Below are 22,190 nucleotides of genomic sequence, written 5' to 3' on the forward strand. Positions count from 1 at the left end.
GTTTCGTGAAACTTTCCTGTTTTATCGTCGATTATTGCGAAATGGTGCAGTCGGAACAAGGCATGAAGCTTAACCATTCTGCACCCGTCCCGTCCGTTCTCGTTGAAACCCTTCCTTACGTTTCGAATCTGCGGGTCGTCGTGCATCTTCAGGATTTGACCGTTAACGAACCGCTTGAAATCGAGCTGCAGCTGTACGACGATCAAGGGCAACTCGTCGCCTTTACGGAGAAGAACCGGATCGTGGCCGGCAAGACGGAATTAAAGACCCATTGCACGCTTCAAACGGTCCACTGCAAAGAGGGAGAATTTTCAATCGTTTTGTTTAATCATGGACAACCTGTCTATAAATATACATATGCATTGGAATGCGAAGACAAAAATTTGCATTTTTCGAAACTTCCGTCACTGCATCGATCGTGAGCGTTGTGGGACCATGAAGGGGAGCTCGGGTTTTGAAATCTCACCGCCCCTTATTCAAGGGTCCCTTTTGTTTGCGTTTTTTCCGCTGTCATGCGCTCGTTTTCGAATTTTTGACTTCGTCTGAAGAAGCGATTAAAATGATTCAAGTACCCAAAAGTGGGTTAAAGAGGTAGTGGGTGCCTTTTTTTAATCATAAACTTTTGTTAAAAGTTCAAAAATAAGCAAAAACTAAGATAATTCATGATAAAGGGAGGTAAGTTGGGCAAATACATCTTGATTGACAATGTTTTTTGGCTTAAGCTCTTAAATGGCAATTTGACAATGAGCTGTCATATGGCCGACAATCAGTATACGTTTTTTGTTTTCGGATTTTGAAAATAACGGATGCCAGTACAAAAATAAAAATGGCCGTTTAAAGCATCGAGAATAAAAAAGGGGTACAACTCAACAAGGATATGGGGGGTCAAGAGAGTGTTTGAAAAGATTATGATCGTTCTCCAAGTGTTTTTCGGGCTTGTGGGACTGTATCAGCTGGTCCTTTCCTTTTTCGGATGGTATCGCAAAAAAGAATCCAAATCGCATTCTCCGCAAAAAACTTTCGCTGTCATCGTCGCAGCGCACAATGAAGAAGAAGTGATCGGCGCATTGTTAGAAAATTTACAGAAGATGCGCTATCCAAGAGAAATGTACGATATTTTCGTGATTTGCGATAACTGTACCGACAATACGGTAGCAATCACCAACAGCTTCGAGGGCGTAACCGCCTGCGTCAGAAATAACCCGGACAAACGGGGCAAGGGCTATGCTCTCGAGTGGATGCTCGACAAGCTGTGGAAAATGCCGAAGTCGTATGACGCGGTCGTCGTTTTTGATGCCGACAATCTCGTCGACGTCGATTTCCTGCAATACATGAACGATGACTTGTGCAACGGCAAGCAGGTCATTCAAGGATACTTGGATACGAAAAACCCTAACGATTCCTGGATCAGTGCGTCGAACGCGATCAACTACTGGTTCTGTAACCGTTTGTGGCAGCTTCCGAGATACAATCTTGGCCTCTCCAACTTCCTTGGCGGCACCGGGATGTGCTTCGAAAGCAAGCTTCTGAAGGAAATGGGCTGGGGCGCGACCAGCCTGGTCGAGGACTTGGAATTTACGGTACGCTGCATTCAGCGCAACGTCTATCCGAAAATCAATTTCGACGCACGGGTGTACGACGAAAAGCCGTTGACGTTCAAAGCGTCGGCCAGACAGCGCCTGCGCTGGATGCAAGGCCACTTCGAGGTTACGCGGAAGTATATGTTCCCGCTGCTCAAACAGGGCATCAAGGAGCGCAGCTTGACGAAAATCGATGCGGCTCTGTACGTGTTCAACTCATACAACTTCCTGATCGGGTTCCTGCTGACGATCATTTATTACATCAATTACATGCTTCCGACGGATCTGAACCTGATCTCGATTTACGGATACCTGCCTCTTTGGGTGTCGATTCCGTTCTCGATCTACGGGATCATGCAATGTCCGCTGGCCATGTATCTGGAAAAGGTGCCGTGGAAAACGTACCTCAGACTCGTGTTTTATCCGATTTTCCTGATCTCCTGGTGGCCGATCACGTTCTGGGCGTTCTTCACGCAAAACAACAAACAGTGGAGCCATACGAAGCATACTCGCGTGGTTCGTCTGGAAGAAGTGCAAAGCAAGCAGGGATAAGGATGATTTATTGTTGACAAAGGCTTGTCCTCTGTGGTACATTACTCAAGTACGTTAAAACAAAATGGATTTGCAAGCAGAGGCACCAGCTTCTCACCTGGCCGACGAAGGTTGGCGGGTCATGATCCGATGATTTATGAATGCAAAATTTCATGAAGAATTGATCATAGGGATGCTGGTCGTAGACACCGGTATCCCTTTTATTTTTGCTTTTGCAAAAGCATCACCATTCGAATTTGGAGGTGGACGGTTATTAGTAAGGATCATATGATTAATGAGGAAATTCGGGCGAAAGAGGTTCGTCTGGTCGGAGCTGACGGGGAACAGATCGGCATCAAGCCGATTCGGGAAGCTCTCCAGATGGCGGCGGATTTGAATCTGGATCTGGTGAACGTGGCGCCGCAGGCCAAGCCTCCGGTGTGCCGCATCATGGATTACGGCAAGTTCCGTTATGAGCAGCAAAAGAAAGAAAAAGAAGCCCGTAAGAATCAGAAAATCGTGGATATCAAAGAAGTATGGTTCCGAGCTAACATTGAGGAGCATGATTTCCAAACCAAGCTTCGCAATGTCGTCAAGTTTTTGAAAGAAGGCGACAAAGTGAAATGCTCCGTCCGTTTCCGCGGACGCGAGATCACTCACGCCAACATCGGCCAAAAGATTCTGGAACGCGTCAAAACGGAGGTTGCCGAACTTTCCGTCGTCGAACGCCAACCGAAATTGGAAGGCCGCAGTATGATTATGATTCTGGCTCCAAAAGCCCAATAGTCCTGAGGAGGAAGTACTATGCCTAAAATGAAAACACACAGCAGCTTGAAAGGCCGCTTCAAAGTAACCGGTTCCGGTAAAGTAACTCGTTACAAAGCTTACAAAAACCACTTGCTGTCCCACAAGTCCAAACGCGCTAAACGCGTGCTCGCCGGCAACCCGGTGATGGCTCCTGGAGACGTAAGACGTTTGAAGCAAGGCTTGGCTAACTTGAAATAGTTATAACACAATTTTGGGAGGTTTATTATTATGGCAAGAGTAAAAGGCGGATTCGTTGTTCGTCGTAGACATAAAAAAGTATTGAAACTTGCAAAAGGTTATTTCGGTTCCAAACACCGCATCTTTAAAACAGCTAACGAACAAGTGATGAAGTCTTTGGTATATGCATACCGTGACCGTCGCGCAACCAAGCGCAACATGCGCAGATTGTGGATCGTCCGGATCAATGCGGCTGCGCGCATGAACGGCTTGTCCTACAACAAACTGATGCATGGTTTGAAATTGGCAGGCGTGGACATCAACCGCAAAATGCTGGCTGATCTCGCCGTGAACGACATCAACGCGTTCAACTCGATCGCAACCGTTGCGAAAGAAAAAATCAACGCGTAATTGTTTAACATTAAATGGAAAAACCGCCGTAAGGCGGTTTTTTTATGCTTCGAAACGGGCCGTTATGGGGCATAACTTCTATTTGTGTCAGAAAACATGACGTTGATTTAGAGATCAAATGAATTAAAGCCAAGGAATTACCGCTTATCGCTTATATATAACATGTATTTCGGGATAAATATGACATGTGTTGTTATATTCAAAACTCCTAAAGCGCTTTCTTTTACTTTTATTCAAAAAAAGTTTTGGATTCCGACGCAAATTTGCTGGATTTTGAGGATACGAGATTGTATAATCTGAATGTAAAATGTCCACGTTTGAAACAAGCTCTCTATTTCTAATTGATAGGTGGTAAATTAATTGGTAGAAGGGATCTTGCGCAAATGATAGGACAAAAAAATTTTTAGGGGGACATACAGCAATGAAGAAAATGTTCAAGTTGTCGCTGATCATGCTGCTCGCATTTTCAGTGGTACTCGCTGGCTGCGGCAAAAAGAAAGAAGAGACAGGCGCAACCGGCAGCGAGCCTGCAGGCGACGCGAAGTCGAGCATCAAAGTCGGCCTGGTTACCGACGTGGGCGGCGTAAACGACAAATCGTTTAACGAATCCGCTTGGGAAGCTCTCGATGCTTTGAAAAAAGACAAAGGCATCGAAGCTCAGTACTTGCAAAGTAAATCCAAAGAAGATTACGTGACGAATCTGAATAAATACGTTAAAGGCAAATACGATCTGACTTGGGGCATCGGTTTCGACCTCGGCCAAGACATGAAAACCGTGGCGGACCAAAACCCTGACGCGCATTTGGCAATCATTGACGCTACTGTCGATTCCCCTAACGTTCGTTCCATCACGTTTGCCGAAAACGAAGGCGCATTCCTCGTGGGCGTCGTTGCAGGCAAAATGACGAAAACAGGCAAAGTCGGCTTCGTAGGCGGCTCCGAAATTCCTGTCATCAAACGTTTTGAAGCTGGTTTCAAAGCCGGCGTCAAAGCTGCGAACCCTAGTGTCGAAGTCAAAATCAACTATACGGGCGCTTTCGACAAACCTGACCAAGGTAAAGCAGCGGCAGCAACGATGTACAACGACGGCGTAGACATTATTTTCCACGCATCCGGCGCTACGGGTACCGGCGTGTTCAACGAAGCGATCGCCCGCAACAAAGCCGGCGGCAGCAAAGTTTGGGTCATCGGCGTCGACAAAGACCAATCCCTTGAATTCGGAGATGACGTAACGTTGACTTCGATGGTTAAAGGCGTAACGACGGCTGTCGACAAAGTCACAAGAGAAGTGATCGACGGTCAATTTAAAGGCGGCTCCGAGGTTCTCGGCTTGAAAGAAAACGGCGTAGGTCTTGCGGACACTTCCAGCAAAAACGTTCCTGCAGACGTACTGAAAGCCGTTGACGAGTTCAAAGAGAAAATCATCAGCGGGGAAATCAAAGTCCCTGAAGAATAATACTGCCTGAGCTTATCATCTAACGGATCCAAAGTTGCGAAACGACAAGGCTGGTTGTATAACTGGCCTTTTCTTTGCTTTTTGCCTGAAACCAAATCATGATAAAGGGTGATCTCATGGGTGCAGCGACCCCTGTCGTTGAGTTGAAGCAAATAACCAAACGCTTTCCCGGCATAGTTGCCAACGACTCTATCAGCTTAAAGCTGCATAAGGGAGAAATTCATGCATTGCTCGGCGAAAATGGCGCGGGCAAGTCCACGCTCATGAATATCGTTTTCGGATTGTACCAGCCGGACGAAGGAAGCATCGAAGTAAACGGCAAACCAGTCATTATCGATAGCCCGAACAAAGCGATCGAACTCGGGATCGGGATGGTGCATCAGCACTTTAAGCTCGTCCAGCCGTTTACCGTAACCGAAAATATCGTGCTGGGCATGGAACCGAAAAAAATGGGGATCCAGCTGGACTACAAAACTTCGGTCGCCAAGATCCAGAAGCTGTCGGATCAATACGGGCTGAAGGTAAATCCGCATGCCAAAATCCAAGATATTTCCGTCGGGATGCAGCAGCGCGTCGAAATTTTGAAGACGCTTTACCGCGGTGCGGATATCCTTATTTTTGACGAGCCTACCGCCGTTTTAACCCCGCAAGAGATCAACGATCTGATGGGGATCATGAAACGTCTCGTCGAAGAGGGAAAATCGATTATTCTCATTACGCATAAATTGAAAGAAATCATGCAGATTTCCGATAATGTGACCATTATTCGACGCGGCAAGGTCATTGATACCGTCAAAACCTCGGAGACGAATCCGAATGAGCTGGCGGAGAAAATGGTCGGACGGAGCGTTTCTTTTAAAGTGGACAAAAAGCCGGCTTCGCCGAAACAAAACGTTCTCGAAGTGCAAAATTTGACGATGAAAAACAAAGAGGGCGTTTCCGTGCTGAACGGCCTGAATTTGAACGTTCGTGCGGGTGAAATCCTCGGGATTGCCGGCGTCGACGGCAACGGACAAAGCGAGCTGATCGAAGCGATCACCGGGCTGTGCCAGGTCGACAGCGGCATCATTATGCTCAACGGCAAGGACATCACGAACAAAAGTCCGCGCTTCATTACGGAAAGCGGCGTGTCCCATATTCCGGAGGACCGCCATAAACACGGGCTTGTCCTTGATTTTTCGATGAGCGAAAACATGGTGTTGGAGACGTATTACAAGCCGCCGTATAACAAAGCCGGCTTTTTGAGCAAAAAGGAAATCGACAAGCAGGCGAAACGGCTGATCGAGGCGTTTGACGTCAGAACGCCGAGCATCGAGACAAAAGCCCGTTCCTTGTCGGGCGGTAACCAGCAAAAAGCGATTATAGCCCGGGAAATAGACAAAAATCCGGACCTGCTGATTGCTGCCCAGCCGACCCGCGGTCTGGACGTGGGCGCGATCGAATTCGTGCAAAAGCAGCTGGTTGCCCAACGCGACCAAGGCAAAGCCGTATTGTTGATCTCTTTCGAGCTGGATGAAATCATGAACGTTTCCGACCGGATTGCCGTCATCTACGAAGGGCAAATCGTGGGCGAGGTATTGCCTGAGGAAACCAACGATCAGGAGCTGGGTCTCATGATGGCGGGCAGCAAGAAATCGGGGGGTAAAGCATGATGAGCAAATTGTTTAAGATTTTTTCCGTGAACAGCCTCCTGGTGCCGCTTGTAGCCGTCGTTATGGGCCTTATCGTCGGGGCGATCATTATGCTGATCGGCGGTTATGATCCGCTGCTCGCATACGGTTCCCTGTTTAAGACCGTTTTTGGCAACGTTTATGATTTCGGGGAAACGATCCGCGAAATCACGCCGTTGATCATGACGGGGCTTGCCGTCGCGTTTGCATTCCGGGCAGGCCTGTTTAATATCGGCGCCGAAGGGCAATACATCGTCGGCATGACGGCTGCCACGGCGGTAGGCATCAAGCTGTCGGGTTTGCCGATCGTCGTGCATGCGCTTGTAGCCATCATTGCAGGCGGCCTTGCCGGCGGCATTTGGGCCGGCATTACCGGCTACTTGAAAGCGAAACGCGGCGTCAACGAGGTTATTATTTCCATCATGCTGAACTGGACGGCGCTGTACTTCAGCAACTACATCGTGCGTAACTTCCTTCTCGAAAAAGGCCAGCAACGATCCGAGGAAATTAAGGATACCGCATCCATTTCCATCGGCTGGTTGTCTACGGCTTTCGACAATGCGCGCATGCATTGGGGCACGATCATCGCCATTTTGGCAGCCGTATTCTTTTTTATCTATATGTGGAAAAGCAAGCAAGGATACGAGCTCCGGGCCGTCGGCCATAACGGGCATGCTGCCCAATATGCGGGCATGAGCGTAAAAAAGAATATCGTCAAAGCGATGTTTATCAGCGGCGTGTTTGCCGGTTTGGGCGGAGCGTTCCAGGTATTGGGCGTATTCCACTATCAAGCGATTTTCACCGGATCCCCGGGAATCGGTTTTGACGGCATTGCCGTCGCATTGATCGGATTAAACCATCCATTCGGCATTTTGTTGTCCGCATCGTTGTTCGGCATATTGACATATGGTTCGGCAGGCATGAGCTTCGGGGCGGAAGTGCCGCCCGAAATCATCCGGATCGTCATCGGTTCGATCATATTCTTTATTGCCGCACAGGGCATCGTGCGCTGGGTTCTTAAGCCCTTCTATCTTAAGCGCAAGAAAGAGAAGGTGTTGTAAATGGATTGGATGACAACAATTGGCCAGCTGATTAATACGACGCTTGTTTTTTCTACCGCGCTCATTTTTGCCGCATTGGGAGGCATCTTCTCTGAACGTTCCGGCGTCATCAACATCGGGATTGAAGGCTTTATGACCTTTGGCGCGTTTGCCGCCGGCGTGGCGTCGTTTTATGCGGAGGATGCCGGCATGGGCGCAGCTTCGCCGTATATCGGCATTTTGGCCGCGCTGGTCATGGGTGGCATCGCTTCTTTGATTCATGCCGTCGCTTCGATCACGTTTAAGGCGGATCAGGTCATCAGCGGCGTCGTCATTAACTTTTTGGCTGCAGGAAGCACGCTGTACATGGTGAAGCTCTTGTTTGAAGGGGCAGGCGAAACGACGCTGCTCAAGGAAGGGCTTGCGAAGGTGCCGATTCCGCTGCTGTCGGATATTCCGATTATCGGGGAAGGGCTGTTCAACAACTATATCACGACCTATTTGGCGATCATTTTGGTGCTGGTCGTATTTTACGTGCTGTACAAAACATCGTTCGGCCTGCGTCTCCGCGCCGTCGGCGAACATCCGAGCGCCGCGGACACCGTTGGCGTCAAAGTGCTGCGGATGCGCTACATCGGCGTGATCGTCAGCGGCGTTTTGGCGGCGCTCGGCGGGGCGACCGTTACGTTGACGACGACCAATACGTTTTCGCATAATACGATTTCCGGCCAAGGTTTTATCGCGATCGCCGCGATGATCTTCGGGAAGTGGAATCCGCTGGGCGCTTTTGGGGCCGCCGTGTTTTTTGGCTTTTCGCAAGCGATCGGGAACTACTTCCAGCTGTTTGCTTGGTCGAAGGAAATTCCTCAGGAATTTATCTACATGCTTCCTTACGTGTTGACGGTTATCGTGCTTGTCGCCGCGGTCGGAAGATCTTCCGCTCCGGCTTCGCTCGGGGAACCGTACGATCCGGGGAAACGGTAAAACGTTATATGCAAGTGAAACCAAAAGGCTGCATTCCAATGGAATGCGGCCTTTTTGCGCCGGAATTTCCGGCGGAATAGGCACCAAACTTGACGGTATACCGGGCTATGGAACAAGCGGAGGGGGGGCAGGCGGAATAGACTGCCATTGAACACATTTGGAGGAGGGATCTTATGCAGCAGACTGTTACCCGTAAACAAGCGCAAAAGCTGATCGGTCAACATATAGTGGCTGTCAAAAAAGACGGCAACTTGGTTACAGGCAAGCTTCTTCGGATATCAGGAAACCGTCTGATTCTCGGGCGGAGCAAAGGTAAAAAAGTGCAAACAAAGGCGATCATTCCGCTTGTATTGTTCGATCTTTTGGCCATCGGTACGGCTCCTTATGCAGGATATTACGGCGGAGGGTATGGATACGGACCTTACGGGGTTCCGGGATACGGATACGGACCTTATCCGGGAGGTTACCCGGCAGGATATCCTGGAGCGTTCGGATTTTTCTAAAAGAGAAATAAGAAAATAGTGCACTAAAAAAAGTGCAAACATGATTTGAACGACCGCAGGGTTCTGTTTGATAGGATCTTAGATCGGTCAAAGCTTCTTTTCAAGTTCATGGCATTGGTTCAGTGTGTGATAACGCACCGTAACATAACCTAGCTTTCGGTAAAAAGATAAGCCGCTGGCGTTACCAGCATCGACCATCACTTTCGACCGGGTGCACCCGCGTGACGCCGCAAATTTTTCGGCATGCACCATCAGCATATTGCCCCATCTTTTGCGCTGCGATTCGGGTGTGACGGCCAGCATATCGATGTAAAGCAGATTGCCGTGCAATATGAAATGGACGAATCCAAGCGGATCATCCTCATAGCGTTGGCAGGCGATTAGGGTAATGCCGCGGCTGAGTCTTTTTGGGATTTCTTTGCGGACGGTTTCGATCTGGGACGGCGACAAATGCGAGATGGGGACAAGCTGGGAATCGATTAACCGCATAATGAACGCATCGTCTTGTTTCGGTCTCCGATAGCGGATCATCATGTCTGACCTCCCTTCAAACTGGGCTTCTTCGAAGATGAATTTATGTCATCATATGAGTGAAGCCGACATCCGGTGTACGCTCCTTCCCGGGGGCGATTTTTCATTTTTTTAGAAATATGGGTATTGACTTTTAAGTTCGTGGGATCATATAATGTGTCTAAACATTTTAACGAACATAAAGCAACGGCAATGAAGAGGACGAAGTTTAAAGGGCTCTTTTGCTCAGAGAGTGTGAGGAATTGCTGCAACCTCCACCAAAATCCCTTTTATACGAGCTCACCTCGGAGCTGTTCTCCTGAAACGCGTTAAAGCCTATTAGGGAGAATCGTAGGGTCCACGTTACGGACTTAAGGTATGGGAACGGCTGGTGATGCTTAAGTTATGGCCCTGATCCCGTTACCTGGTGAGGCTGACATCGCGAGATGTTTGGCAAATATGGGTGGTACCACGGAAGCGCAACCTTTCGTCCCTCACGCAGATGGAATTCTGTGTGGAGGGCGGAAGGTTTTTTTGTTTTTCGGATATCGGAATGAAATGAGCACCCAAGCAATGGCAGCCCGAAGATCCTAAGGCAAACCTCCCGGCACGAATAACCTTTCTTTCGTGAAAGTACGTCGAACAGACGTTTTTCTTAGATGCGAATCAATTTCATAAGGTTCAAAAGGCAGCAATGAAACGATGTGTAGTCCAGTCAACGTTTTGAATCTATAGATCGTCGCCATTGAACTGCCGAGGATGTTTTGAAATTGACTCATGTCACATGTATGTAAATTTTGAGGAGGAGGATGACTGATGAGCGCGCAAATTCCTGAAGTGCGGTCTACAGAACAATTACGTGAGAAATGGATGAAGTCGGAAGTCATTACCGGCTCGGAAATATTGCTTCGCAGCCTTTTGCTTGAAGGCGTCGAGTGTGTTTTCGGATATCCAGGCGGGGCAGTGCTTTACATTTACGATGCGATGTATGGATACGAGGATTTCAAACATGTGCTGACTCGTCATGAGCAGGGAGCGATCCACGCGGCTGACGGTTATGCAAGGGCCAGCGGCAAGGTCGGCGTATGTATCGCAACGTCCGGACCGGGGGCGACGAATCTGGTCACAGGAATTGCCACCGCTTATATGGATTCCGTTCCTCTGGTTGTCATTACCGGCAACGTGGCAACGTCCTTGATCGGAACCGATGCCTTCCAGGAAGCGGACATTACCGGCATCACGATGCCGATCACGAAGCACAGTTACCTGGTCAGGGACGTCAAGGATCTGCCGCGGATTATCCACGAAGCCTTCCACATCGCTTCGACGGGACGCAAAGGTCCGGTCCTGATCGACATTCCGAAGGATGTTTCAGCAGCGCTGACTTTGTTTGAGCCCAGCAGTAACGCGGTAAATCTTCGCGGTTACAACCCGCGGATGGTGCCGAACAAACTTCAGCTGGACAAATTGGTGCAGGCGATTGCCGAAGCGGAGCGTCCGCTGATCCTTGCAGGAGGCGGCGTCATTTACTCCGGAGGCCATGAAGCGCTGTACGAATTCGTCAAACGGACCGAAATTCCGATCACGACGACCCTTCTGGGACTCGGCGCTTTCCCGAGCGGCCATGAGCTTTGGACCGGGATGCCGGGCATGCACGGAACGTACACGTCGAACATGGCGATCCAAAAGTCGGATTTGCTGATCAACATCGGGGCGCGTTTCGATGACCGGGTAACGGGCAACCTGAACGGGTTCGCTCCGAACGCCAAAATCGTGCACATCGACATCGACCCGGCGGAAATCGGGAAAAACGTTCCAACGGACATTCCGATCGTCGGCGACGTCAAAACCGTTCTGGAAATGCTCAATTCGGAAGTAAAACGCGCGGACAAAGCGGACGAATGGAGAGCGTGGATCCGGGAGTCCAAAGCGGAGAAGCCTTTCAGCTATCAGGATTCCGACACGGTGCTGAAACCGCAGTGGGTCATCGAAATGCTGAACGAAACGACAAAAGGCGAAGCGATCGTGACGACCGACGTCGGCCAGCACCAAATGTGGGCGGCCCAATATTACAAATTCAGCCAGCCGCGTTCGATGATCACCTCCGGCGGCCTCGGAACGATGGGCTTCGGATTGCCTTCGGCGATCGGCGCCCAAATGGCCCAGCCGGACCGCCTGGTCATCTCGATCAACGGAGACGGCGGCATGCAGATGTGCTCCCAGGAGCTGGCAATCTGCGCGATCAACAACATTCCGGTCAAAATCGTGATCATCAACAACCAGGTGCTCGGCATGGTTCGCCAGTGGCAGGAATTGATATACGACAACCGCTACAGCCATATCGATCTGGAAGGAAGCCCGGATTTCGTCAAACTGGCTGAAGCATACGGCGTGAAGGGACTCCGGGCGACGAACAAGGAAGAAGCCCGCCAAGCTTGGGCGGAAGCGCTTGAAACGCCGGGACCCGTCGTTGTCGAGTTTGTGGTCAGCAAGGGTGAAAACGTGTATCCGATGGTAACTCAAGGCTCGACCATTGATCAAATGCTGATGGGAGATGCATAAATATGAGTACGAGACATACCATTGCCGTTCTAGTAAATGACCAGCCGGGCGTATTGCAAAGAGTTTCCGGACTTTTCGGCAGACGCGGATTCAATATCGAAAGCATCACGGTGGGGCAATCGGAAGAACCGGGGCTCTCCCGCATGGTCATCGTAACGATTGGCGACGAACATACCTTGGAGCAGATCGAAAAGCAGCTTTACAAGCTGATCGACGTCATCAAAGTGATCAACCTGAGCTCCAATCCGATGGTTGCGAGGGAGCTGGCCCTCATCAAGGTGAACGCCGAACCTTCGGAACGTCCGGAAATCATGGGCGTGGTCGAAACCTTCCGGGCTTCGGTCGTCGATATCGGAAGTCATAACCTGATGGTGCAGGTGGTCGGGGATACCACCAAGATCGACGCGATGATCGAACTTTTGAAGCCTTACGGCATCCGCGAGCTTTCCCGTACAGGCGTCACCGCGATGATTCGCGGAAACGTATAATTATTCAAAATCATCATATTCATAAACGCCCGCCGAAGAGCGGGGGTTTGAAGGGATCGGCGCGTGGCATGAAAGCTAGCGGCAGGATCTCTTGAAACACCCGCTCTTCATAAGGGTTCTTTAAATACAAAGGAGGATTTATACAATGGCAGTTACGACTTATTATGAACAGGATGCAGAACTTAGCGTATTGAAAGGGAAAACGGTTGCCGTCATCGGTTACGGAAGCCAAGGCCATGCCCAAGCGCAAAACCTCCGCGACAGCGGCGTGAAGGTCATTATCGGACTTCGCGAAGGCAAATCCTTCGATAAAGCGAAAAACGACGGTTTTGAAGTCTATTCCGTTGCCGAAGCGACAAGCAAAGCGGACATCGTGCAAATCCTGATGCCGGACGAAACGCAAGCCTCGGTTTATAAAAACGATATCGAACCAAACCTGAAAAAGGGCGCTGCTTTGATGTTCTCCCACGGCTTTAACGTCCACTTCGGACAAATCGTGGCTCCTAAAGACGCTGACGTGCTTCTGGTAGCTCCTAAATCTCCAGGTCACATGGTTCGCCGCACGTACGTTGAAGGATTCGGCGTGCCTGGCCTGATCGCCATCGAACAAGACGCTACCGGACAAGCCAAGCAAATCGGCCTTGCTTATGCCAAAGGCATCGGCTGTACCCGTGCAGGGGTTATCGAAACTTCGTTCCGCGAAGAAACCGAAACCGATCTGTTCGGCGAACAAGCCGTACTTTGCGGCGGCGTAACCGCCCTGATCAAAGCCGGCTTCGAAACGCTGGTGGAAGCGGGTTATGCTCCTGAAATGGCATACTTCGAATGCTTGCATGAGATGAAGTTGATCGTCGACATGATCTATGAAGGCGGCATGGCCAACATGCGCGATTCCATCTCCAACACCGCTGAATACGGCGATTACGTGACCGGACCTCGCATCGTGACCGACGAAACGAAAAAAGCGATGAAAGAAGTGCTTTCGGACATCCAGCAAGGCAAATTCGCGCGCGACTTCATTCTTGAGAACCAATCCAACCGCGCATTCCTGAATGCGACTCGCCGCAACGAAGCGAACCATCCGATCGAAATCGTCGGTTCCCAGCTCCGCGAAATGATGCATTGGATCAAGAAATAATTAAATTTATACCCATATCAGCTTATTCCCGGAAGGGGAAAACGCATCTTACGATTATAAAAAAAGCAGACCGCCAATGAAGTGCTCCCTGTCAAGTGGACAGTGTAAAAAAACAAAAATAGTTTATCTAGATCCCTCAGTTTGTTTAACGGAACTGAGGGATCTTCCTTATGCAACTCGCCTGTATTCGTTGGGTGACAGACCCTCTAAACGTTCTGTATAGCGATGGTTATTGTAATAGCGAATATAATTGCTAACATCTTTCAGGACGTCTTCATAGGTATCATGCTTTGTAAGATAATAACTTTCCGATTTATAAGTACCCCAAAAGCGCTCAATAGGTTGGTTGTCCAAGCATCGGCTCACACGAGACATGCTTTTCATAAATCCATACTTTAGTTGGAGCCGATTATACTCGTGGGACGTGTACTGGAAACCTCTGTCGCTGTGTAGGAGTGGGGTTACACCGGGATTCTTCTCATAAGCCTGCTTCAGCGTATCCACCACGAGTTTAGTGTTGTTGGAATGGCTTAATACCCATGAAACAATGGAGTTATCATATACATCGATAATGGCGCTTAAATAGGCTTTGCGGCCATTTCCATACTTCAGTTCTGTCACATCTGTACACCACTTTGTATTTGGAGACTGGGCCTCAAAGTTACGGTTCATTACATTTTCAACGACATGGGTCTCTGGGGCTTTCATATAGCTTGGTCGTTTCTTACGAATGACTGCTTTGAGGCCAAGCGCACGCATAATTCGGTAATAGCGCTTTTTGTTGTACTGCTTTTTGAGCTTTCGGTTTAATTGAGTACGCATTTGGCGGTAGCCAAGTATTCCGTTTCGCTTGTCATAACGAAGCTTTACTTCTTTGGCTAGCACTTGAATTTCAAGTTCCTTGGTAGATGGCGTCCAACCTAACCACTTGTAATAGGCAGATCGAGCAACCCCTGCTAACGCACACAACTTCTTAATTGCGTAACCTTTTTCTTTGTTCAGTTCTTGAATCGCTTGATACAAGTTTACTTGTCGAACAAGGGTTAGCGTGTATTTCGTCGCTTGATCTCCGCCAACTTTTTTGCGAAGGCATTCTCCATCTCCAGGTATTCGTTTCGAGCTTCTAATTCCTTGATCCGCAGCTTGAGACGTTCATGCTCATCCAGTTCCTCTACAGGCTTCTTTCGACCGCGATTGTCCTTAAGAGCATCTTCACTGCCTGCTTGATACTTCCGAACCCAGGCATACACTTGCTGATAAGATACACCGTACTTTTCGATGGCTTTCTGATAATCCAAACCATTAGCGATTGTATATTGCGCAATTTCAATACGTTCCTCGTAAGTTGTTTTACGTCCTTTGTTCATTTGAGATAGTCCTCTTCCTTTAAGAGTAGGTTTTAATTCTATCTCCTTAGTATACTTGTTAATCCATTTCCGCAACACACTGTTGCTGGAAATACGATGCTTCCTTGTCGCCTCTTCAAGGGAGCAATGTCCAAATAACACATCCTGAACAGCAGCAATTTTCAATTCCCTTGAATACGTTTTCCATGTTCTCGATTCCCCCAATCCATCCAAACCATCTGCTCTGTATTTTCTTATCCACTCTCTAACTGTGTGGGAACTAACCCCTAGTTGTCTCGCTTCATAGTTTGGATTTGACCTGTGCTCCAGGCATCGCTGTATGGCATGCAGTTTCGTTTCAGTTGAAGTTGAACTTCTTTTAGACATAGAAATACTCCCATCATTGCAGTAGTAGAAGTTTTTATTTTTTCTACTGTCTACTATGATGGGAGCATATCACAAAGGGCGGACTGCTTTTTTTTTTTTTGCTGATTGCGAGATTCATCACAGCCGGCTTACCACGCATACGCTTCCGGTGCTTCGCCCCCGGGGCCGGGAAAAATTTCATCGAGGCGTTTCATGACGTCTCCGTCCAGCTTCAGCTCTATGACGCGCAGCGAACTTTCGAGCTGCTCCAGCGTGCGCGGCCCGATGATCGGCGCGGTTACGGCCGGATGGGCCAACAGCCAAGCCAAAGCAACGTTGTCCTGCGGCTCGCCGATTTCGCTGCACAACATCGCAAACGCTTCGAGCTGCGCGCGATGCTTTTCGATTTTTTGCGGGTTTTTGCCGCTGCGGGTGCCCTCCAGCTTTTTCAGCGCGTTGCGTCCCAGCATGCCGCCATCGAGCGGGCTCCAAGGGATGACGCCGAGTCCCATCGCTTGCGCTGCAGGCAGCACCTCGAGTTCAGGCAGGCGGCAGTTCAAATTATACTTATGCTGCTCGGCGACAAGACCGAGGAAGTGACGGTTTTGCGCTTTGCCCTGGGCCTCGGCAATTTGCCAGCCCGCGAAGTTGCTGGAACCGACATACCCGATTTTCCCCTGGGACACGGCCAGCTCGAATGCGCCCCAAAGCTCGTCCCAAGATACGTTGCGGTCAATGTGGTGCATTTGGTACAGCTCGATATGATCCGTTTGCAGACGTTTCAGCGAGCCTTCGAGGTGACGGCGGATTTTATATGCGGACAGTCCTTCCGTGCCGTTGGGTCCATCGGCGGGATCATGCATGTTGCCGTGAACTTTGGTCGCGAGGACGACCTTTTCGCGGCGTCCGCCTCCTTGCGCAAACCAGCGGCCGATGATCGTTTCCGTAAGTCCGGCGTTTTGCCCCCAGCCGTAAATATTTGCCGTATCAAAAAACTGGATTCCTGCGTCCAGAGCGGCATCCATGATGCGGAACGCTTCTTTCTCATCCGTTGCCGGGCCGAAATTCATCGTCCCCAGGCATAAGCGGCTGACCTTTAGGCCTGATTTGCCGAGATAGGTATATTGCAAAATCGTTCAACTCCTTCAGCGTAATTTGGTGTCCATACGATACCATTGTAACTGGATAAAGCAGGAATAGGAATGTGGGAATTTACGATGCGGGGCGGGTAGGTTATTTCCGAAAGGTTGCTTATAGGAAAATACTATTAAGGTGATAGATTCTATATCTTGGTCAATGGTCTGCGGAATGTGATACAACAGTAGATAGAAGATGTGATCAGTGAGTGAAGGAACCAGAAGGAGTGACGGAAACCATGCCAGAAGTGAAGAAAATTGCCGTAATCAGCGGCGACGGAATTGGACCGGAGGTCGTAGCCGAAGCCGAAAAGGTGCTAAAACGTACGGAAGAGCTGTTTGGTTATTCGTTTGAAACGGAGCACGCTCTTTTCGGCGGGATCGCGATTGATGAAAAAGGAACGCCTCTTCCGGAGGAAACGCTGGCGGTGTGCAAAAATGCCGATGCGGTGCTGCTCGGTGCCGTGGGCGGACCGAAATGGGACAGCAATCCGAAGGAACTGCGTCCGGAAACAGGATTGCTGGGCATCCGCAAAGCGCTCGGGCTATTCTCCAATCTTCGTCCGGCGGTTGTATTCGACTGCCTGAAGGATGCTTCGACACTGAAACCGGAAGTGCTTGAAGGTACGGATTTGATGGTCGTTCGCGAATTGACCGGCGGAATTTATTTCGGAGATAAATTCAGACGTCAAGGCGAAAACGGGGAAGAAGCGGTCGACACTTGCGTGTACAACGTCGCCGAGGTGGAGCGCATCGTGCGCCAAGCGTTCGAAATCGCCCAAAAGCGCCGCAAAAAGCTCGCTTCCGTCGACAAGGCCAACGTGCTTGAAACCTCCCGTTTGTGGAGGGAAGTCGTGATTCGCGTTGCAGCGGATTATCCGGATGTCGAGCTGGAACATGTTCTCGTCGACAACTGCGCGATGCAGCTGCTCCGCCGCCCGGCAAGTTTCGACGTCATCGTGACGGAAAACATGTTTGGCGATATTTTGAGCGATGAGGCTGCCATGCTTACAGGATCCATCGGCATGCTGGCTTCCGCCTCGATGGGCGAGGGCGCGTTCGGTTTGTACGAGCCGGTACACGGCTCCGCGCCGGACATCGCCGGACAGAATCTGGCCAACCCGATCGCGACGATTTTGTCCCTGGCGATGATGCTTCGCTTGACCTTCGGTTACGCCGATGCGGCGGACGCCATCGAAGCGGCGGTAGCCAAGGTTCTGAACGACGGGCATCGTACGAGTGACATTGCCGTAGACAAGAGCAAAGCGATCGGCACCCGCGAAATGGGCGATCTGATCGTGGCAGCGATGCAAAAATAATTGCAATCTTAACCCGGTTCCAAACAGACCAAACGGGCGTCGCCTTCAAAGAGGCGATGCCCGTTTGCCGTATGTCCCAAAGCCCCCAATCACATACTTAAAACAAGCGTCAAAATAGGATGCAAATACAGACATATATAATAGGAAGCTTTTTGTTCAAAGAATTGTTCTGATTATAATTATTATAAATAAATAACCGATATAATCTTGACTTTGAAATGGGCGGATGATAACATTTTAAATGTAGGTTCCGCCGGGATCGCACATACTTTGAAACAAGAAAAACATATGTTTTTCTTTCATATAGAACAGGGGAGAGCTTTCGCCATCCGGCTGTTCTATAGATATCATAAAGGAGGATTTTTAAACATGGCAGAACGTTTAGTAGGTAAACCAGCTCCAGATTTCACGATGGAAACCGTACTTGGTGACGGCTCCGATTTCAGTAAAGTAAGCCTGTCCGACTACCGCGGCAAATGGCTCGTATTTTTCTTCTATCCTTTGGACTTCACTTTCGTGTGCCCAACGGAAATCACGGCTCTGAGCGAAGCCGCTTCCCAATTCAGAGCGCTTGACGCTGAAATCCTCGGCGTAAGCACGGACTCGATCCACAGCCACAAAGCTTGGATCAACACGCCAACGGACGCTAACGGTCTCGGCAAAATCAACTTCCCGCTGGCTTCGGACATCACAAGATCCGTTTCGAAAGACTACGGCGTATACATCGAAGAAGAAGGCGTAGCGCTGCGCGGCCTCTTCATCATCAACCCTGAAGGCGAACTGAAATATCAAGTGGTGAACCACAACGATATCGGCCGCAGCGTTGAAGAAACATTGCGCGTATTGCAAGCTCTGCAATCCGGCGGACTGTGCGCAATGAACTGGAAACCAGGCGACAAAAACCTTGTTGTCTAATTCAGTTTTAACATAAGACAAGCCCCCTTTGCCAAGCCTAAGGATGAACCTTATGCCGGCAACGGGGGCTTTTTATACCTGTCGGCGAAAAACGGCGCCTGTGCGTCAAAAGCACGAGATCCGGCGCGGCCTAGGCCTTTATTCCGATTTTTGCCTTAAATCCGGCCTGGGGTTGCAGGATTTTTATCCGGCCGCATCGAACTGAAAAAAAGGAATCGACATAAATAAAAGCGAATACATTAATGAGGAATGCGGTGGAATCAAGAGGAGGGTGAACTGGCATGAGTTATTGCTGCGGAGCGAGTATGGTTGGAACGAAGGGAACGTTGAAGCATTACCGCACCCAAGTCCATAATGTTCCCCTGCTGTTCTGTCCCGTGTGCCACCGGGTTGAAGTTCATTATAAAGTCGAAAACGAATATGAAATTTTAGCTGAATATGCGCATGGAGACGGGACGGCGGAGATCGATTTTCAGGATTACGTCGTGGAGGACGATGAGGCCATCTTCGAAAACGTCGTCAACTGCGAAAAGGAGGATCCGAAAGACATCGTACAAAGCCAGATCGATATGGCACTGGACCTGCTGACCATCGCCAAACAGATGAAGGACGAGAAATGGGAGGGCGAATTAAAGAGACGATTGGCCGTGATGAGCCAGCGAAGATTGCGGCTGCAGCATAAGGCATAAAAACACGATACTCCAGAAAGTCTATTACAGAAGCAGAAATGCCTGATTCGATAGATAAAGAAAAGCATCGGTACATGCGCTTCATGTATTTGATGCTTTTATTTTGTACCGAAATGGGTAAATTTAACTGTATCTTCGATTTTTCGACAGTTTTTCCGATTGAGTTTTCGGCTTACCTTGTCTATGATAAAACTATCATTTTAGATTGTAGAATTTACCAAGTTTATTGAGAAGCTGAAGGATTTCTGTAATCGCGAGGAGAAACATTGATAATGTGGACCGTCATCTAAGAAAGTCACGTCGATCGACGTTTTCTTTTTGTTTGTCGTGTAGGTGAAGAATAGGAAATGGGGGAGGCCATCCTTCATTTCTGAAAGGGGGAGTATCGTGTTGGGCGATATCCAAGAGACGCTGTTACAGTCCCTTGAGGCTTTTCAATCTACGCAGCTGGTAAAAAACAAGTATGAAAACATTCTGGAGCATCTCGACAGCGGCGTCATGCTGTTTGACAGCGAGGGTGTACTGACGTTTATCAATGTCCAAATGGCAAGACTGCTCGAAGTTTCCCGCAAATCATTAACGGGGTGCACGATCGTACAGATTTTGCGCCATCCGCAGCTGAGCCGCTACAAGAAAAAGAAAATTTTGCGGATTTATCGCGAAACCCTGATTCATCGCAAAAAATACCACGAGCTGACGGACGAGTCCGGGCGGCAGTGGCTGCTTACGGTAACCGACGGCGACCAAATGGACGGCGACTACTTGTTCAGCGTCAAGGACGTATCGGATTTCAAACAGATCGAGCAGACCGCCTACCGCAACGACAAATTGGCCATGCTGGGCAAAATTTCGGCCTCCATTGCCCATGAAATCCGGAATCCGCTGACTGCCATTCGCGGCTTCATTCAGCTTTTGCGTCCCCATCTCATTAAACTGGGTAAAGACGAATACGCCCGCATTATTTTGACCGAAATCGATCGGGCCAATGATATCATATACGAGTTCCTGAATTCATCCAAGCCGTCCGCTCCGCAAACCACCGTTATTCCGGTCTCCTCGCTGCTGAAGGAGGTCGTGCTGCTGACCGAAAGCGAAGCGCTGATGAAAGGCTGCCAGGTCATCCTGCACGAGGACAAGCAGCCGCTGCACATCTCGGTAGACGTCAAGCAGATTAAACAGGTGATTTTGAACATCGTCAAAAATGCGATGGACGCCATCGAACATTTAAGCGGCGAAAACGGAGGGCTTATTGAAATCCAAACGAACCGGGACAATAAAAACGTACATATTTGCATATCCGATAACGGCAAGGGGATGGACCATAACACGCTTTCCCATCTTTTCGATCCATTTTTTACGACCAAGGAAAGCGGGACGGGCCTCGGCTTGTCCGTCAGTTACCGGATCATCAAAAACCATAAAGGTTATATCGCCGTCAACAGCACCGTCGGCCAAGGCACGGAATTCGTCATTTCGCTGCCGATCGTGGAAGTGGTATAACCGGTATGCCCAAATAAGCCTGGTCCTTCACGCAAGACGGTTGAGGGAACGGGCTTTTTTTCGGGCGAACATGTAATTCTGCCGGCCGGCTGCTGCACGGAAAATAAGAATAAGGCCCGCCTTCCTAAGAAGACGGGAGCAGCTTGACTTAAAGCGGTTCGATGCTATTTCAAGGCTTGGAGGGCCGCCTCCGTAACATGGATAAACCTCTCGCCCCGGGCGATCACGTGGATGCGCATCTCGGGAAAATGGTCGTATACATAATCCACGAAATATCCCGGACGCTCCGCATTCCCTGCAAAAATGTCGTAATGCATGGGGATCGTCATCCCGATGCCGGCCGTTTTCGCCAGCTCGGCCGCTTCCCGGTAGTCCATGTTGCCGACAATGCCGCGGCTGTTCCGGAAAGCGTCCCGGCCATTGATCGGCAGCAGCCCGAGGTCGATGGATTCCTTGCGCAGCCGGTCCGCCAGGCCTTCGTAGACCACCGTATCCCCGGCATGGTAGACCGTAACGCCATTCAGCTTGATGAGGTAACCGACGTAACGGTGATAACCTTGCTCGTCCGTTTCCAGTTCTTCGTGCGCAGCCGGGATCGGCTGGATGATCGTTTCATCGCCGAATTCTTTTTCGGTATCCGCGATGAGGAAGCGCTCGCGAGGCACGCCTTGCTTTTTCATGTCCTCCCAGCAGCATGCCGGAGCCATAAAAACGGTGTCCCTGCCGGTTCGCACCATGGCGGCAATCGCGTCCAGATCCAAATGATCCATGTGCTCATGCGTAATCAGGCAGTAGTCGGCATTCGTAATATGTTCCGGGTCGATCGGAGCCGGATAAATGCGGTCCGGGTTATGGGTGACATACGGATCGATATAAATGACGGTTGTTCCGCCTTTGAGGATAAAACTGGCTTGTCCAAGCGGCCAAACCGCGACCATGCCGTAAGGCACGACGGTTTTTTCGATTTCCTGGATCAGCAGCTGGCCTTTTGGTGATTGCAGCGACGGGCTCATGTCCATCTCTCCTTTCCACACATCAAACTTATCATCCTTTGGGGAACCG

General features: G+C 49.7%; 22 protein-coding genes. 17 read left to right on the plus strand and 5 right to left on the minus strand.

Annotated elements, in window-relative coordinates; genetic code table 11:
- Positions 1-5: 5 nt before the first annotated feature.
- The 10 genes from NYE48_RS05940 to NYE48_RS05985 all read left to right on the plus strand — a co-directional run bounded on the left by NYE48_RS05940 (position 6) and on the right by NYE48_RS05985 (position 9,159).
- On the plus strand, positions 6-422 hold the full coding sequence (locus tag NYE48_RS05940) for a hypothetical protein (RefSeq protein ID WP_036708465.1): 417 nt from the start codon (positions 6-8) through the stop codon (positions 420-422).
- Between the two features lie 471 nt (positions 423-893).
- Positions 894-2,132 carry a glycosyltransferase family 2 protein gene (locus tag NYE48_RS05945; protein WP_036708467.1) on the plus strand — a complete coding sequence of 413 codons (1,239 nt, stop codon included), beginning with the start codon at positions 894-896 and terminating at the stop codon, positions 2,130-2,132.
- A gap of 267 nt (positions 2,133-2,399) precedes the next feature.
- Positions 2,400-2,897, plus strand: coding sequence for a translation initiation factor IF-3 (infC, locus tag NYE48_RS05950; protein ID WP_036708471.1), 498 nt, complete (start codon positions 2,400-2,402; stop codon positions 2,895-2,897).
- 18 nt (positions 2,898-2,915) lie between these two features.
- On the plus strand, positions 2,916-3,116 hold the full coding sequence (rpmI, locus tag NYE48_RS05955) for a 50S ribosomal protein L35 (RefSeq protein ID WP_036708474.1): 201 nt from the start codon (positions 2,916-2,918) through the stop codon (positions 3,114-3,116).
- A 30-nt stretch (positions 3,117-3,146) separates the two neighbouring features.
- On the plus strand, positions 3,147-3,506 hold the full coding sequence (gene rplT / locus NYE48_RS05960; RefSeq protein ID WP_036708477.1) for a 50S ribosomal protein L20: 360 nt from the start codon (positions 3,147-3,149) through the stop codon (positions 3,504-3,506).
- Between the two features lie 421 nt (positions 3,507-3,927).
- The gene (locus NYE48_RS05965) at positions 3,928-4,962 is read left to right on the plus strand and encodes a BMP family lipoprotein (protein WP_340997475.1); all 1,035 of its coding nucleotides are present in this window, start codon (positions 3,928-3,930) and stop codon (positions 4,960-4,962) included.
- A gap of 116 nt (positions 4,963-5,078) precedes the next feature.
- Positions 5,079-6,614, plus strand: a complete 1,536-nt coding sequence (locus NYE48_RS05970; protein ID WP_036708484.1) for an ABC transporter ATP-binding protein — start codon at positions 5,079-5,081, stop codon at positions 6,612-6,614.
- Positions 6,614-7,693, plus strand: coding sequence for an ABC transporter permease (locus tag NYE48_RS05975; RefSeq protein WP_036708616.1), 1,080 nt, complete (start codon positions 6,614-6,616; stop codon positions 7,691-7,693). Before NYE48_RS05970 ends, NYE48_RS05975 begins: the two co-directional genes overlap by 1 nt.
- Complete coding sequence (locus tag NYE48_RS05980) at positions 7,694-8,656, plus strand: ABC transporter permease (protein ID WP_212949119.1); 963 nt, start codon at positions 7,694-7,696, stop codon at positions 8,654-8,656.
- 173 nt (positions 8,657-8,829) lie between these two features.
- Positions 8,830-9,159, plus strand: coding sequence for a hypothetical protein (locus NYE48_RS05985; RefSeq protein ID WP_212949117.1), 330 nt, complete (start codon positions 8,830-8,832; stop codon positions 9,157-9,159).
- A gap of 87 nt (positions 9,160-9,246) precedes the next feature.
- Here the strand turns inward: NYE48_RS05985 and NYE48_RS05990 are convergent, their stop codons facing one another.
- Positions 9,247-9,693: a GNAT family N-acetyltransferase gene (locus tag NYE48_RS05990; RefSeq protein ID WP_306433227.1), complete on the minus strand. Its 447-nt coding sequence runs from the start codon at positions 9,691-9,693 to the stop codon at positions 9,247-9,249.
- A 792-nt stretch (positions 9,694-10,485) separates the two neighbouring features.
- Between NYE48_RS05990 and ilvB the strand changes: the two genes are divergently transcribed.
- The 3 genes from ilvB (at position 10,486) to ilvC (ending at position 13,857) form a co-directional block, all read left to right on the plus strand.
- Entirely contained in the window at positions 10,486-12,231 is a 1,746-nt protein-coding gene (gene ilvB / locus NYE48_RS05995; protein ID WP_036708491.1) for a biosynthetic-type acetolactate synthase large subunit, read from the plus strand.
- Between the two features lie 2 nt (positions 12,232-12,233).
- Positions 12,234-12,719 carry an acetolactate synthase small subunit gene (gene ilvN, locus NYE48_RS06000; RefSeq protein ID WP_036708494.1) on the plus strand — a complete coding sequence of 162 codons (486 nt, stop codon included), beginning with the start codon at positions 12,234-12,236 and terminating at the stop codon, positions 12,717-12,719.
- 145 nt (positions 12,720-12,864) lie between these two features.
- The gene (gene ilvC / locus NYE48_RS06005) at positions 12,865-13,857 is read left to right on the plus strand and encodes a ketol-acid reductoisomerase (RefSeq protein WP_340997483.1); all 993 of its coding nucleotides are present in this window, start codon (positions 12,865-12,867) and stop codon (positions 13,855-13,857) included.
- A gap of 168 nt (positions 13,858-14,025) precedes the next feature.
- Here ilvC and NYE48_RS06010 read toward each other — a convergent pair whose 3' ends face one another.
- The 3 genes from NYE48_RS06010 to NYE48_RS06020 all read right to left on the minus strand — a co-directional run bounded on the left by NYE48_RS06010 (position 14,026) and on the right by NYE48_RS06020 (position 16,699).
- Entirely contained in the window at positions 14,026-14,880 is an 855-nt protein-coding gene (locus tag NYE48_RS06010; RefSeq protein ID WP_081872853.1) for an IS3 family transposase, read from the minus strand.
- Between the two features lie 20 nt (positions 14,881-14,900).
- Entirely contained in the window at positions 14,901-15,590 is a 690-nt protein-coding gene (locus NYE48_RS06015; protein ID WP_340997487.1) for a helix-turn-helix domain-containing protein, read from the minus strand.
- A gap of 128 nt (positions 15,591-15,718) precedes the next feature.
- On the minus strand, positions 15,719-16,699 hold the full coding sequence (locus tag NYE48_RS06020; RefSeq protein WP_340997489.1) for an aldo/keto reductase: 981 nt from the start codon (positions 16,697-16,699) through the stop codon (positions 15,719-15,721).
- Positions 16,700-16,944: 245 nt separating this feature from the next.
- Between NYE48_RS06020 and leuB the strand changes: the two genes are divergently transcribed.
- From leuB to NYE48_RS06040, 4 genes are all read left to right on the plus strand, one after another.
- Complete coding sequence (gene leuB / locus NYE48_RS06025; protein ID WP_160042407.1) at positions 16,945-18,024, plus strand: 3-isopropylmalate dehydrogenase; 1,080 nt, start codon at positions 16,945-16,947, stop codon at positions 18,022-18,024.
- A gap of 369 nt (positions 18,025-18,393) precedes the next feature.
- Positions 18,394-18,939, plus strand: a complete 546-nt coding sequence (locus NYE48_RS06030; protein ID WP_036708501.1) for a peroxiredoxin — start codon at positions 18,394-18,396, stop codon at positions 18,937-18,939.
- A 281-nt stretch (positions 18,940-19,220) separates the two neighbouring features.
- Positions 19,221-19,628 carry a hypothetical protein gene (locus NYE48_RS06035; RefSeq protein ID WP_036708505.1) on the plus strand — a complete coding sequence of 136 codons (408 nt, stop codon included), beginning with the start codon at positions 19,221-19,223 and terminating at the stop codon, positions 19,626-19,628.
- A gap of 387 nt (positions 19,629-20,015) precedes the next feature.
- Positions 20,016-21,128, plus strand: coding sequence for an ATP-binding protein (locus tag NYE48_RS06040; protein WP_036708508.1), 1,113 nt, complete (start codon positions 20,016-20,018; stop codon positions 21,126-21,128).
- A 164-nt stretch (positions 21,129-21,292) separates the two neighbouring features.
- Here NYE48_RS06040 and NYE48_RS06045 read toward each other — a convergent pair whose 3' ends face one another.
- Positions 21,293-22,141, minus strand: coding sequence for an MBL fold metallo-hydrolase (locus NYE48_RS06045; protein WP_340997493.1), 849 nt, complete (start codon positions 22,139-22,141; stop codon positions 21,293-21,295).
- Positions 22,142-22,190: the final 49 nt, after the last annotated feature.

It is taken from the genome of Paenibacillus sp. FSL M7-1455 (assembly GCF_038004655.1).
In the GTDB taxonomy this organism is placed as follows: Bacteria; Bacillota; Bacilli; order Paenibacillales; family Paenibacillaceae; genus Paenibacillus_AQ; species Paenibacillus_AQ cookii.

Excerpts from the sequence above, each read along its gene's own strand:
- infC (WP_036708471.1), top strand. The coding sequence starts at position 2,400 with ATGATTAATGAGGAAATTCGGGCGAAAGAGGTTCGTCTGGTCGGAGCT.
- rpmI (WP_036708474.1), top strand. The coding sequence starts at position 2,916 with ATGCCTAAAATGAAAACACACAGCAGCTTGAAAGGCCGCTTCAAAGTA.
- rplT (WP_036708477.1), top strand. The coding sequence starts at position 3,147 with ATGGCAAGAGTAAAAGGCGGATTCGTTGTTCGTCGTAGACATAAAAAA.
- NYE48_RS05965 (WP_340997475.1), top strand. The coding sequence starts at position 3,928 with ATGAAGAAAATGTTCAAGTTGTCGCTGATCATGCTGCTCGCATTTTCA.
- NYE48_RS05970 (WP_036708484.1), top strand. The coding sequence starts at position 5,079 with ATGGGTGCAGCGACCCCTGTCGTTGAGTTGAAGCAAATAACCAAACGC.
- NYE48_RS05975 (WP_036708616.1), top strand. The coding sequence starts at position 6,614 with ATGAGCAAATTGTTTAAGATTTTTTCCGTGAACAGCCTCCTGGTGCCG.
- NYE48_RS05980 (WP_212949119.1), top strand. The coding sequence starts at position 7,694 with ATGGATTGGATGACAACAATTGGCCAGCTGATTAATACGACGCTTGTT.
- NYE48_RS05985 (WP_212949117.1), top strand. The coding sequence starts at position 8,830 with ATGCAGCAGACTGTTACCCGTAAACAAGCGCAAAAGCTGATCGGTCAA.
- NYE48_RS05990 (WP_306433227.1), bottom strand. The coding sequence starts at position 9,693 with ATGATGATCCGCTATCGGAGACCGAAACAAGACGATGCGTTCATTATG.
- ilvB (WP_036708491.1), top strand. The coding sequence starts at position 10,486 with ATGAGCGCGCAAATTCCTGAAGTGCGGTCTACAGAACAATTACGTGAG.
- ilvN (WP_036708494.1), top strand. The coding sequence starts at position 12,234 with ATGAGTACGAGACATACCATTGCCGTTCTAGTAAATGACCAGCCGGGC.
- ilvC (WP_340997483.1), top strand. The coding sequence starts at position 12,865 with ATGGCAGTTACGACTTATTATGAACAGGATGCAGAACTTAGCGTATTG.
- NYE48_RS06015 (WP_340997487.1), bottom strand. The coding sequence starts at position 15,590 with ATGTCTAAAAGAAGTTCAACTTCAACTGAAACGAAACTGCATGCCATA.
- leuB (WP_160042407.1), top strand. The coding sequence starts at position 16,945 with ATGCCAGAAGTGAAGAAAATTGCCGTAATCAGCGGCGACGGAATTGGA.
- NYE48_RS06030 (WP_036708501.1), top strand. The coding sequence starts at position 18,394 with ATGGCAGAACGTTTAGTAGGTAAACCAGCTCCAGATTTCACGATGGAA.
- NYE48_RS06035 (WP_036708505.1), top strand. The coding sequence starts at position 19,221 with ATGAGTTATTGCTGCGGAGCGAGTATGGTTGGAACGAAGGGAACGTTG.
- NYE48_RS06045 (WP_340997493.1), bottom strand. The coding sequence starts at position 22,141 with ATGAGCCCGTCGCTGCAATCACCAAAAGGCCAGCTGCTGATCCAGGAA.